Source organism: Pseudoalteromonas arabiensis (genome assembly GCF_001550155.1).
In the GTDB taxonomy this organism is placed as follows: domain Bacteria; phylum Pseudomonadota; class Gammaproteobacteria; order Enterobacterales; family Alteromonadaceae; genus Pseudoalteromonas; species Pseudoalteromonas arabiensis.
The window spans coordinates 373,104-385,397 of record NZ_LRUF01000008.1 but is presented as its reverse complement, the minus strand read 5'-3'; the positions used below and the strand labels follow the sequence as shown (position 1 = coordinate 385,397).

Here is a 12,294-nt window from a genome sequence, read left to right as displayed (position 1 = left end):
TGCCTTGGTTCAATGACAGTTGTGTTACACATCCATGATGTTTTAAAGACAACCTGTAAATCCCCTTTACAGGTTGTCATGCTCAACGAAGATTAATTCTTCGGTTTTAAAGCCATATTTTTTAGCTGTGTCTTTAAAGTCTTTTAATTGTGCTTCGCTCACCTTGGGTGTTCTTGATAGGAACCATAAATATTCTTTGTTGTAGCCGGTGATATATGCATATTGATAATTTTCTTTATCTAATTCAAAAATCACATATGAGCTGTAGAATGGGCCAAAGAAAGAAACCTCTAAATGACCTATGTTAGGTTTGCTCGCAAATTTAGCTTTGCCTTGGGCTTGCTCCCATGCTTGTTCCTCAAGATTGTAGCCTCTGTTAATTACTTTTACACTGCCATCAGGGTTTACTGAATATTGAGCTGTTATTCCTTCTAAGCCACGTTCAAAAGAGTGATCTAGCCGCGCAATTTCATACCAAGTACCTGTGTATTTATTGAGTTCAAAGTTCTCAACAGGTTTTATGTTCTCTGGAGTGCCAGTACACGCAGAGAGTATCGTAGAGGTAATTGCTATAATGAGAAGTTTATGGAAGTTGCGCACGTAAAGCTCCTTTTAAAATCAAATATTTTAATACGTTAATAGCGGTAAATAAGTTCAATTACGGTAAACTATCTCATACTTAAAAATTCTGTCGAGAGTGCTATGAAAATTTGGGTTGATGCGGATGCCTGTCCTACTGTTATTAAAGAGATATTATTTCGCGCAGCAGAGCGCACGCAAACAGTTACAACGCTGGTTGCTAATCATGCGATGCGTATCCCACCTTCAAAGTTTATTTCGCGTATACAGGTTTCATCAGGGTTTGATATTGCTGATAACGAGATTGTGAAACGTGTTGAAGCGGGTGACTTGGTTATCACAGGTGATATTCCACTTGCTGCAGAAGTAATAGAAAAAAATGCACAAGCGCTGAATCCTCGTGGAGAGCTGTATACCACGGAGAATATTCGCTCTAGATTAAACGTACGAGATTTTATGGAAACAATGCGTTCTAGTGGAGTTGAAATGTCGGGAGGGCCACCGCCTCTTAGCCAAGCCGACAGGCAAAACTTTGCCAATAATTTAGATCGCATTCTTGCAAAAAAATTATGATGGACACAAAGAAACGGCTACAGGGTTTTGGAGACAGCAAATTCACCGTTGCAGTATATATTGAAAAGCGCCCACCCATGGCGCCGTGGCAAACACTCAATTTTTTGCATGCAATGCAAGCAGGCGAAATTAATAGCATAAATCAAGCTTGCGGCAATGGCTGGAGAAAAGTTTTTAACGTATATGCTAAGGTGTTATTTGCTCTGCCTAGTGAGCATTTTAAATTTGCAAAGCAAGCGTGTGACTGGCAAACCTTCCGAGATGATTTATTACTGCAAGCTAACAGTTGCACTGCGCTTTTGTTTAGTCCGCCACTTTTAGATGTAAGTAACCAATTGCATATTATTGCAGGTCGTACTCATGCTAAAAAACTGATTCAATCAGGGCAGCTTAATTCACCACTAACTTGGATAGATGATGAGTTTGCCATTAGCAAGAGTGATAAGGTTATCGTATGCCCTTACTTCGATTATCGGCAATTGAGTAATAGTAAGATTGCTCGACTAAGCCAATTAGTGGCTGATATCTTAGCTTGAATACTCCATTGCGTTATTGAGTATGCAAACTAAGCTTAAGATATTATAAAAGCTAGTGTGCTTAGTATGAAAATTCTTGTTGTCGATGATATGCCTTTAATGCGCCATGTTTTAATAAACATGTTGCGCCGCCTTGATTATGATGACATCACAGAAGCAACAGATGGCAATCAAGCTATTGAGTTATTAGGAAAGCAACATTTTGACCTAGTCATTACTGATTTGCATATGCCAAAAATGGATGGTAAATGCTTACTTATGCAAATGCGAGATACACCTGATTTTAAGAGTATCCCTGTTTTAATGGTCACATGCGAAGACAGTAAAGAGACCGTGACAGATATGATTAGTGCTAAAGTTGATGGCTTTATTATTAAACCATTTTGCCTGAATACCCTAAATAAACAGCTGAGCCGCATTGTTAAGCATGACTAAAGTGATAGGTTTCGTGTGGAGTTGACTATGTTAATACGTCTGCTAAGCGTGTTGTTTTTTATGTTTGTAGGGGATGTGCTTGCTAAACAAAAAACACTGACACTGTATACTGAGTCTTTCCCTCCCTATAATTTCGAAAAAGAAGACCAAATTACGGGAATCAACACAGAGATTGTTCGGCTTCTTTGCGAAAACGCAAATTTACACTGTACTATTGACTTATACCCTTGGAAAAGAGCGATGCAACTAGTTTCAACGAGAGCCAATAGTGGCATCTTTTCAACTTCACGCACAGCACAAAGAGAATCGAAGTTTTATTGGGTTGGTCCATTAGCTTCTGGGCAAACATGTTTTTATAAGTTAGCGACTCGCTCAGATATAACTGTGAATAGTATGGCGTCTTTACGAAATTACACCGTAGGTGTGGCACGGGGAGATGTATATCACTCAGTTTTAATGGATTTAAATCTGGAAGAAGGTCAGCATTTTTTAACTTACTCAAAAAAATTTGAAGAGCTAAAAATGTTTAAAAGAGGCGAGCACGACTTATTAATTGGCTCGGCCTTAACACTGGCTTCTCAATTAGAAAAAGTGGGGTTAAGTCCCGAACAGCTAGCCCCCGTATTTGCGCTTAACCATCCTGCACTGGCTGGAAACTACTTAGCTCTGAATAAAAGCACATCAATTGAAACCGTAAAAGAGTTACAAAGTCATTTAAAGCAGTTAAAAGCAACCGAGCAAGTTGACGATATTGTTAGTCAGTTTATACCTTCGGCTCAGCAAAGCCACCCTTATGCATCCGCTATGTTAAAAGAGTGTTTTACCGGTAACGCTATTTATTAGTTTTTCTTAATGAAAGTCTAATTTAGCTCGGTTGTTGGCAATAGTCGTATTTTTTGGTCTTCGGACGCAAAGCTTTTGCTTAGCTTTAAATTGCTTTTTATAGTGAATAAAACAATAAAAGGGCAATAACGATGAAACCAACTCCACTCATTAAAAGGATAGTGTTAGCTCTATGCTTAGCTACAGCAGGCTCTACCCAAGCTTACGATCGCATCACAGGCCATAACTTTGCTAGCCGTTCAGAAGTCATCGCACAATCAGGTATGGTTGCAACATCACAGCCGTTAGCTACGCAGGTTGGCTTACAAGTACTAAAAGATGGTGGTAATGCCATTGATGCGGCGATTGCGGCAAACGCAGTGCTTGGCCTTGTTGAACCGACTGGATGTGGAGTTGGTGGGGATTTATTTGCCATTGTTTGGGATAATAAAAGCAAGCAACTATACGGCTTAAATGCCTCTGGTCGTTCACCACAAAGCTTGTCTTTCGATACCTTAAAAGCACAAGGCGACACCATTCCTGCTTATGGGCCGTTACCAGTGTCGGTTCCTGGTGCTGTCGATGGTTGGTTTGAGTTACATAAAAAGTTTGGCAAAACACCAATGAAAGCCTTACTCCAACCTGCTATCGACTACGCTGAAAATGGCTTCCCAGTGTCTGAACTGATTGCCTATTACATGCAAAAAAGTGTTGCTGCTCGTGGCAAATATCCGGGCTTTAAAGATGTGTATATGCCAAATGGGGCCATGCCTGAAAAAGGGGAAATCTTTAAGAACCCAGCCCTTGCAAGCACCTATCGCAAAATTGCCAAAGACGGCCGCGATGCCTTTTATAAAGGCGATATTGCTAAAGAAATTGGTCGCTACATGCAAGAAAACGGCGGCTACTTATCCTATGAAGATTTAGCTGCGCACCATAGCGAGTGGGTCAAACCTGTGAACGCTGATTATAGAGGGTATACGCTCTGGGAATTGCCACCAAATGGCCAAGGTATTGCTGCACAGCAAATTCTTAATATTCTTGAGGGTTACGATATCAAAGCAATGGGCTTTGATAGCCCAGAATACGTCCATACCTTTGTTGAGGCGAAAAAGCTCGCTTTTGCAGATCGTGCAAAATATTACGCGGATCCAGCGTTTAACACGATTCCTGTACAAACACTTATTTCGCAGCAGTATGCTGACCAAAGACGCAAGCTGATAGACCCTAACAAGGCCGCAAAACGTGACCATGCAGGCCCAGTAGAAGGCGATACTATTTATATGACGACCGCCGATAAAGACGGCAACATGGTTTCGCTTATTCAAAGTAATTACCGTGGTATGGGCTCTGGTATGACACCTGCTAAATTAGGCTTTGTATTGCAAAACCGGGGCGAAATGTTCGCGCTTAAAAAAGGCCACATGAACCAATATGAGCCAGGTAAACGACCATTTCATACAATCATTCCTGCGTTTGTCACCAAAGATGGTAAGCCATATATGAGTTATGGCGTGATGGGCGGTGCGACGCAGCCACAAATGCATGCTCAAATACTTATCAACATGATTGATTTTGGCATGAATCTGCAAGAAGCCGGTGATGCGCCACGTATTCTGCATACGGGGTCATCGCAACCAACTGGTGAAATCATGGAGGATGGTGGTTTTGTTAGCTTAGAGTCAGGTTTTTCAATGGAAACCCGCCGTGAGCTAATAAAGAAAGGCCACACTTTGCAAGACGCCGTTGGCCCCTATGGTGGTTATCAAGCTATATTGAAAGACCCTAAAACCGGTGTTTATTATGGTGCATCTGAAACCCGTAAAGATGGTCAAGCAGCTGGGTATTAGGCTCGCAAGTTAGCGAGTTATAAAGATAAAGAGTAATATTACGAGCTTTGAGGTCGCAGCGATTTTACATCGCGTAGGCGTGAAATTTATTTCGCGCGATGATTCATAGCTCGTGGGTTGGGTAGAGAGGAGTGATACCCAACAAGTTAGTAGGTTGTGAATTAAGTGTCTTAGCTCGTATCAGATCTTACAGTTTAGGTGAGAAGGTATAAACCTCGTCTAACAGGCGGCTATGAGCGGATAATAGACGGTCACAGCTAGTTAGTGCTAATGACTTTATTTTATAAAGCGGACGTTCTTGTAACGCATTTTGCCCCAAAGTGCGTTAGCGTAATTACTCTATAGGTCGGCTCTGAGCGAGAACCAGTCATTTAAGAGAGTTGTTGAACTTAGCCGCTATGTGGAGAGCCTACTCAGGACATTTGAGCCACACTTACCTAAGGGTTATTCCATTACTGGAAGGCAAGTCATGAATAAACTCATTAAATAAGTTAATACTGAAATAGCCTATAGTGGTTGCTTATAAAGCCTAATTTAGTTGTAATAACGACATGACAAACACTGAGCAACATAGGGACAGCATAGATGCGACAGGCGCGCCGATTAAGCAGGCTTGGTGTAGCTTAGGTCATAAAAGCAAATTCCCATAGCATAAAAACACCAATTCTCACACACCAAGCAGGTAGCGCCTCAGTCCAACAAGCGATTATGCAACACAAACTGCGTGCCGCATAAAAGCTAAAATGTTAATGTTTTAAGGAGTAGTTTTGAAGTTAATCCCGTTTATTGGTATCGCATTATCTTTTACTGTTTCAGCTCAACCGACACTTATCAACGTCAATGAATTTGAACTTGAGTATGAAGTTGCAGGTAATGGTAAGCATATAGTTCTTTTGGAGGCCGGTGGTAGTGCTGGTATGTCTGACTGGGAGCCCGTTTTTAACCAAATAGCTGAGCATGCCACGGTTATTCGTTATTCTAGAGTTGGAAATGGCAACTCCACAGCTATTAAGAGGCATTTTACATCAAGTGATTATGCAGAATACGCCAGCGAGTTTTTAGTTGCATTAGATGTTAACCAGCCGGTCATTTTAGTTGCTCATTCATATGGTGGCAGCGTTGCGAGAGAGTTCGCCGCAGCTTACCCAAAACAAATAAAAGCACTGTTAATGTTAGACCCGTCTTCCGAACATGATGTTGATATATTGCGTGCTATTGATTTAGAAAAAGCTAATCGAGAAATTGCTCAGATCAAACTGGATGACATGGCCGATGGTATGTCGAACCAATATCTAGACTTCTGGAGTAAAAGACCGCTACCTGATTACCCACAAATCAAAGATATGCCCGTAACAGTGATTACCTCTGTAAGAAAAGTAGAAAGACCAGCCAATTTGTTTTTCACGGATCAGGGCAGAAAAATGTGGGGTGAGCTATGGCAGGAGTGGGCGAGTGCTTTCCCACAGGGTAAATCTGTGTTGACTGGAAAAAGTGGTCATTTTGTACAGATTGATGAACCAGAACTGGTTTTAAATGAGCTTTTAGTACTGATGCAAAAGCTGGATAACCACTAACAAGCAAAGGCAACCGACCCCAAACAACTATGGACGTTACCAATGTCTGGTATAGAGCCGTCATTCGGATCTGAAACATTTTGTCCAGAAATGAGTTCGTCGACTCAAGGCACAAAGCTGTTATTCTCGGTAAGATTCAACTCTAATAATCAAATGTGGCAGATCAAGTAAAGTTACAAGCTTTGAGCTCTCAGATTGAACCCCTTAAGAGAGCAAATTTCGACGTGGTAGCAGCGGGTTTACCGTGTAATTATTGATATGCTGCTTGGCATGTGGCGCGATGCAAAATCGCGCCTACAGCTATTAACTCCCAACCACATACCCTGTAAAACCAAGCACTTTAAAATACTGTTTAGGGGTGCTGAATCCAGTTTCATTTACTAATTCAGAAAAACGAATTCGGTCTAATGGGTAAAACTCGTGCTCTAGGTTGTGGCGCATGCGCTCTGTGCCGGCTTCAGTCAAACCTAACTGTGAACAAAGCTGTAGTTGTGACTCGCGCTCAAAAGCAGATTCTGGGCGCATTAAATCGACAACGTATAAGTTGCTCGATTTTTTGAGCTTGCTGTGAATCGCTTTTAATAGTGCTTTTTTATCGCCGTTATCTTCAACAAAGTGCATGACTAGTAAACACAGTGCGGCGTCACACTGGCTGTCGATGCCGTTGATATCACCGCAATGCACTGTTACTCGGTCGCTGATGTTATGCTGGCCAAACTGCTGCTCGGCAATATCGAGCATGTCTTGTGAGATATCTTGAGCAATAAACTGCCAGCCTGGTTTTAACGCCGCTAATTCAATGATTTCTTTACCTGTTCCGGCACCAACCACTAAAATGCACGCATTATCGTTCAGCGTTGTTGCTAATTGGGCTGCGGTTGCTTGATGTAATAGCTCATAACCTGGAACTAGTCGCAAAATACGTTCGTCGTAGTGACTTGCTTCTTCATGATTAAAAGTTGGCATGCTAATCCTTTAAATAACTGAGATGGTCGAATAACCACCTGGTTTTTTCGCCACATGCACTTGGGTGGCAACGCGTTCGGTCATTTCTGAGACGTGAGAAATCACCCCGACTTTGCGGCCCTGTGCTTGCAGAGAATCAAGAGCATCCATCGCGATGCTTAACGTTTCACTGTCCAACGTACCAAAACCCTCGTCGATAAACAAAGAGTTTATTTGCACTTTATTTGACGATAAGGAGGCAAGCCCTAATGCGAGGGCTAACGACACCAAAAATGACTCACCACCCGATAACGTATTAACAGAGCGCTGCTCATCGGCCATATCTCTATCGATAATTGCGATATCGAGGGTTTGTCCTATAGCGGTTAATTTGTAGCGTTTATTTAGTGTCTGTAAGTGACTATTCGCGTAGTGCAACAGTATTTTTAAGGTTTGCGTTTGTGCTAAATTACGCATGGTTTTGCCGCTGGCATCCCCCAATACCTTATTGAGTAGATGCCAGTGTTCATAGCTTTTTTGCTGCTCTACTAATTGCTTTTGTTTATCTGCCAGCGCTTGGCTATTTTGTTGATGGGTTTTAAGCTCCGTCGCAACTTGCAATAATGCGTTATTAGCTTGCACTTGTTGCTCTGTTGTTTGATTAAGCTGTATTTGCAGCTCATCTTCACTCAGTGCAGGTTTATCTTTTTGGTGCTGAGCTTGAGCTTTTTGTAACTGTTTTAACAGTGCCTCAGCGTCTTTTAAGCTACTCTCGGCAGTGTGGTGATCAGCCAATGTTTTCTTGATCTCAGTTGGGTTTATCGTTAATAGCTGACTAACTGCTTGTTCATCCAAACTTGGGTGCTGCGCTTTAAAATCGCTAAACCAATGGCTAAAGCGTTCATTAAGTGCCGCATGTTCAGCGTTTAGTTCTTTTTTACGTTCGTCAAGATTTGCTATTTGAATGGCTTGTTCGTCACGCGCCTTCACCGCATTACTATGGGTTGTCAGGGCAAGTTGCAGTGCCTGCTGCGCGGAATCTACCGCCTTTTCAAGCTCTGCTATAAACTCATCTACCGATATTGCTGCGTTACTCAATAAGCCCTCGCGCTTTGATTGTATCTGCGTTAATTCGGTTTGAGTTTGGCTTAGTTGCTCGTTGCACTGAGTTAAAGAGGTATGTGCTTCGTTAAGCTGCGGTGTTACATGCGCAAGGTGCTGCTCAATGGCTTTTAAACTAGCTTTAAGCTCATCCGCAGTTTGCAGCGACGCCTGATAAGCCTCAACGTGCTCTGCAATGACCTCTAAAGAAATGTTTTGTGTATTGAGTGCCTGCCACCAAGGTGCACTGGTGAACTGTTGATTCAGTGTGGCATGTAGCTGCTGATGCTCATCATTGAGCTCATTTAAACGCGTTTGCAGATTATTCAGCTGTTGCTGCAACTCATTTAACTGCTGCTCTTTGTTATGTAGCGCTTGCCTTTGCTGATTATACTTAGTTTGCTTAGTCGCAAGCGTATTTTGCAGCTGTTGTTGCTGCTCAAGAGTTTTATAGTATTGCTGTTTTTGCAGGCTGAGCTGTTGCTGACGCTCGTTTAACTGAGCTTCGGTTAAATCATTTAGCTCAGTACGGCTTGCTGCCATAGTTTCTTTGAGGCTCTGTTGTTGAGCACTCAGTTCTGAGATTTGCCCGTTTAATGAGCTTATCTGTTGGCTGCATGCCGCCAGCTCATTACTTTTAGCTTGCTGTAATATTTGCTGAGCTTTTAAATGCTGTTTGGCGTTAGTTAGCTCCCTGGTAAAGTCGTTAATAAGCTGGCTAAATTGCTCGTTCACCATTTCTTCATGCATAAATGGGTGCTCTTTTGAGCCACATACCGCGCACGGCTCCCCTGCTTTTAAGGTGGCACGTAACTGGCTGACTCCTTCACTGGCTCTTAATTGCACTTGCTGTAAGTTTTGCTCACAAAGCGAAACCTGTTGCTGTGCTTGTTCTGCCCCTTGCTGCGCATCTTTTAGTGCGGTTTGTAGTTGCTGCTCAGTTTGGCTTAATGCCTTTAGCTGGGTTTGCCAATTTTTTAACTGCTGATGATTAGTTTGCCACACTTGGCGCTTTTCAATCAGGTGCTTAATCGCCTCAAGCCCCGCATCAATATCCGCCATTGATTGGGTATTTAAACTCGATTTAAAGGCGGCATCTTGTTCATTTAAGCGCTGAATTTCTTGTTCAAGGGCTTGGTATTGAGTTTTACACTGCTGCGCGGCTGCTTGCTGCTCATCAATTTTAGGCTGAAGAGAGTTTACGTTTTGCTGTGATTGGCTAATCGTGTGCTGTTGCTGGCTAAAGCGGCTTAACTCACTTTTATAGAATGACCAGTCTTTTGCTAATGGTTGCCATTGTGCATGTGTTTCTAAATAGCCATTGATTTGCGCTTGCTGCTCGAGCTGTTTTTGCTGCTCGGCTTTATGGCTATTTAGTGTATTACTCAGCTCTTGATGATGGTGCTTTGCTTTTTCTGCTTGTACTTTTTGCGCCGTTGCTTGCTGATTTAAAACCGCAAGTTGTTTATCTAACTCACGGGCCTGGCTAATAATAGGTTGCGCGTCTTTTTGTGCTTGCTTTGCTTGGTTTAGTTGCGCGGTTTGCTTCTCAAGCGTTTGCTCAGCGTCTTTGATTAGTGTTTTATGGTCAACGTTTAAAAGCTGCTCCCGGTTTTTAATAAGTTGCTCATGTTGAGCAGTAATCGAAGTGACGCGTTCACGGTTATCTTTTATTTCTAAGCATTGCTGGGCTTGTTTTGCTTCAGTGGCTTTTTCAGCAAGCGCGTGCATTTGTTGCTGTAACTCTTGCTTTGCTTGCTCAGCTTGGTTTAGCTGTTGTTGCTGCTGCAATGCTTGTTTATACCACGCTTGGAACTGTTCAAATTGTTTTATTTGTTTTTGTAACTCAGCAAGTTTAGCCTCAAGCGCTTTGTGTTCTGCTTGTTTAGTTTCGACCTCTTCAGGGCTTAAAACCTGATAATTACTTAAACTTAACTTTAACTGCTCTAATGCTTGCAGCTGCTCACGATGGCGTTCAAAAATTCGCTGACCAATACGGCTAAATTTATCGGTGCCTGTCAAACATTCAAGTAATTGCGCACGTTCATCACCGGTTGCTTTTAAAAAGGCGGCAAATTCATGTTGTGCAAGCAGTACAGCTCGTGAGAACTGTTCAAAGCTCAAACCAATAATACGTTCAATTTCTTTACCTGCTGCGCTTCTATCAGCGATGAGGGCTTCATCAGGTAATGAATAGAGGCTATGTTGTGCGGGCTGTAATTTACCATCAGCTTTATTACGAGCGCGGCTAAAGCTTAACCTTGCACGGTAAAGCTGTTTGTCTTGGCCTATAAAGTCGACTTCGGCAAACCCCTGCCCTGCCCCGCGGCGTAATAAGTTTCGCGAGTCATTGAGTTTGATGTTGTCGCCATTAAAGTCAATTTTATTGCCTGTATCACCTCGTAGTCGTGCGGTTTTGTTGTACAGTGCTAAGCAAACGGCATCGAGTAAAGTACTTTTACCCGCGCCAGTATCACCTGTGATGGCAAATAGTCCCGCCTCTTTTAAAGGCGAAGTGCTAAAGTCGACTTCGGCGTCTAAGATAGAGGCGAGTTGATGAACACGAATTGCTAAAATTTTCATAGTAGGTCCTCTGCATTCAACTCATCGATCACTTGGCTTAGTAAGCCTTCTAGCTCTTTTGGCACCGCCTGTCCTGCCATATCTTTATTGTTTGCAAATGCTTGCTCTAAAAGTGAATGTGGGTTTAGCGCTTCAATTTGCGAGACATCTTCAAATAGGGTTTGTTCATCGTCTTGCTGATTGTTTTGCTGACGCACCCTTTCAATACCACAGAACTTAACCTGCTTACCTTCAAGGGCTTGTTCTATTTGTTCTCTGAAAGTGGTGTCAGTGTCATGGGCACTCAATTTAACCCGCAGATATGGTGCTAAATCTTCATCTGTTAAATCGAGCTGTTTTATTAGCTCACAGAGTTCGTTTAGTGGCACACAGTCTTTTTCCGGTAGCAACATGACTTTACAAAAGCTAGGAATGTAAAGGGGGTTTACAGAAGTTCCTGAGTCACTAAGCTCGACTAGCACAACTTGATGCTGATAGCGTCTTTCAGAAAATGACATTGGCATTGGCGTGCCACTGTAGCGAATGGTCTCTTTCTTCGCGACGGTTTGAGCCTTATGAAGATGCCCTAGCGCGACATAATCGGGTTGATCAGTAAATATGCTTGCCGATATCGCATCTTCACCACCAATCACTAAGTTACGTTCAGAATCAGATGAGATGTCTCCGCCTTTTGCATGCAGGTGGCCCATGGCAATTAATGGCGCGTTTGGTAATTCGCTTGCTGCTTGTAATGCATCTTTGTAGGCAAGGGCAACGGCTTGGTTGTAACTTAACGGTTGCTCTTGTTGGCGGTTATAACTGCTTAAATCACTGTTACGTAAAAATGGCATGGCAACAACATTCGCATCGCCGTTTTTTGTGCTGATTGCCAGGACTACTTCATGAGGAGCATTGCTATCAAAGCGGCCAACAACATGCGTATCAAACTGAGCCAATAAAGGCTTTGCCGCCATAATTCGATTTGCTGAATCATGGTTACCAGCAATAATCACTATGTGTAAGTCAGGGCAATGCTGCTTAGTGGTTTTAATAAATTGGTAGAGTTGGTTTTCTGCGCTGGTAGGTGGCGTTGCCGTATGATAAATGTCACCCGCAACCAGTAATAAGTCGATCTGTTCTGAGACAAGCGTATCGGTTAACCAAGCTAGAAATGCTTGATGCTCATCGAATCGGGAGTGCTCGTAGAATTGTTGGCCTAAATGCCAATCAGATGTATGAAGGACTTTCATTAAACGCTCTTATTATTTATTAAGAGCGTCAATATACCTAAGCTGAGACAAGATGCCCAGCTTGGTT

Annotated in this window: 10 protein-coding genes; 6 read left to right on the top strand and 4 right to left on the bottom strand. The window is 42.6% G+C overall.

Annotated features, from left to right (window positions below):
• Positions 1-66 precede the first annotated feature (66 nt).
• Positions 67-600: a lipocalin family protein gene (locus PAARA_RS04315; RefSeq protein ID WP_062567833.1), complete on the bottom strand. Its 534-nt coding sequence runs from the start codon at positions 598-600 to the stop codon at positions 67-69.
• A 102-nt stretch (positions 601-702) separates the two neighbouring features.
• On the opposite strand from PAARA_RS04315, the gene PAARA_RS04310 reads away from it, so the two are divergent.
• The 6 genes from PAARA_RS04310 (at position 703) to PAARA_RS04285 (ending at position 6,369) form a co-directional block, all read left to right on the top strand.
• Positions 703-1,152 carry a YaiI/YqxD family protein gene (locus PAARA_RS04310; protein ID WP_062567832.1) on the top strand — a complete coding sequence of 150 codons (450 nt, stop codon included), beginning with the start codon at positions 703-705 and terminating at the stop codon, positions 1,150-1,152.
• Positions 1,152-1,688 carry a DUF6942 family protein gene (locus PAARA_RS04305; protein ID WP_062568165.1) on the top strand — a complete coding sequence of 179 codons (537 nt, stop codon included), beginning with the start codon at positions 1,152-1,154 and terminating at the stop codon, positions 1,686-1,688. Before PAARA_RS04310 ends, PAARA_RS04305 begins: the two co-directional genes overlap by 1 nt.
• 66 nt (positions 1,689-1,754) lie before the next feature.
• Positions 1,755-2,123 carry a response regulator gene (locus PAARA_RS04300; RefSeq protein WP_062567831.1) on the top strand — a complete coding sequence of 123 codons (369 nt, stop codon included), beginning with the start codon at positions 1,755-1,757 and terminating at the stop codon, positions 2,121-2,123.
• A gap of 27 nt (positions 2,124-2,150) precedes the next feature.
• Positions 2,151-2,966, top strand: a complete 816-nt coding sequence (locus tag PAARA_RS04295; protein WP_062567830.1) for a substrate-binding periplasmic protein — start codon at positions 2,151-2,153, stop codon at positions 2,964-2,966.
• A gap of 131 nt (positions 2,967-3,097) precedes the next feature.
• Entirely contained in the window at positions 3,098-4,795 is a 1,698-nt protein-coding gene (ggt, locus tag PAARA_RS04290) for a gamma-glutamyltransferase (RefSeq protein ID WP_062567829.1), read from the top strand.
• 767 nt (positions 4,796-5,562) lie between these two features.
• The gene (locus PAARA_RS04285; RefSeq protein WP_062567828.1) at positions 5,563-6,369 is read left to right on the top strand and encodes an alpha/beta fold hydrolase; all 807 of its coding nucleotides are present in this window, start codon (positions 5,563-5,565) and stop codon (positions 6,367-6,369) included.
• 303 nt (positions 6,370-6,672) lie between these two features.
• On the opposite strand, the gene PAARA_RS04280 is transcribed toward PAARA_RS04285, so the two are convergent.
• Genes PAARA_RS04280 through PAARA_RS04270 form a run of 3 tightly spaced genes read right to left on the bottom strand, consistent with a single transcriptional unit; the run spans position 6,673 to position 12,227 of the window.
• The gene (locus PAARA_RS04280) at positions 6,673-7,335 is read right to left on the bottom strand and encodes a class I SAM-dependent methyltransferase (protein WP_062567827.1); all 663 of its coding nucleotides are present in this window, start codon (positions 7,333-7,335) and stop codon (positions 6,673-6,675) included.
• A gap of 9 nt (positions 7,336-7,344) precedes the next feature.
• Positions 7,345-10,998, bottom strand: a complete 3,654-nt coding sequence (locus PAARA_RS04275) for an AAA family ATPase (protein ID WP_062567826.1) — start codon at positions 10,996-10,998, stop codon at positions 7,345-7,347.
• Positions 10,995-12,227 carry an exonuclease SbcCD subunit D C-terminal domain-containing protein gene (locus tag PAARA_RS04270; RefSeq protein WP_062567825.1) on the bottom strand — a complete coding sequence of 411 codons (1,233 nt, stop codon included), beginning with the start codon at positions 12,225-12,227 and terminating at the stop codon, positions 10,995-10,997. Before PAARA_RS04270 ends, PAARA_RS04275 begins: the two co-directional genes overlap by 4 nt.
• Between the last annotated feature and the right edge of the window lie 67 nt (positions 12,228-12,294).

Excerpts from the sequence above, each read along its gene's own strand:
- PAARA_RS04310 (WP_062567832.1), top strand. The coding sequence starts at position 703 with ATGAAAATTTGGGTTGATGCGGATGCCTGTCCTACTGTTATTAAAGAG.
- PAARA_RS04305 (WP_062568165.1), top strand. The coding sequence starts at position 1,152 with ATGGACACAAAGAAACGGCTACAGGGTTTTGGAGACAGCAAATTCACC.
- PAARA_RS04300 (WP_062567831.1), top strand. The coding sequence starts at position 1,755 with ATGAAAATTCTTGTTGTCGATGATATGCCTTTAATGCGCCATGTTTTA.
- PAARA_RS04295 (WP_062567830.1), top strand. The coding sequence starts at position 2,151 with ATGTTAATACGTCTGCTAAGCGTGTTGTTTTTTATGTTTGTAGGGGAT.
- ggt (WP_062567829.1), top strand. The coding sequence starts at position 3,098 with ATGAAACCAACTCCACTCATTAAAAGGATAGTGTTAGCTCTATGCTTA.
- PAARA_RS04280 (WP_062567827.1), bottom strand. The coding sequence starts at position 7,335 with ATGCCAACTTTTAATCATGAAGAAGCAAGTCACTACGACGAACGTATT.
- PAARA_RS04275 (WP_062567826.1), bottom strand. The coding sequence starts at position 10,998 with ATGAAAATTTTAGCAATTCGTGTTCATCAACTCGCCTCTATCTTAGAC.
- PAARA_RS04270 (WP_062567825.1), bottom strand. The coding sequence starts at position 12,227 with ATGAAAGTCCTTCATACATCTGATTGGCATTTAGGCCAACAATTCTAC.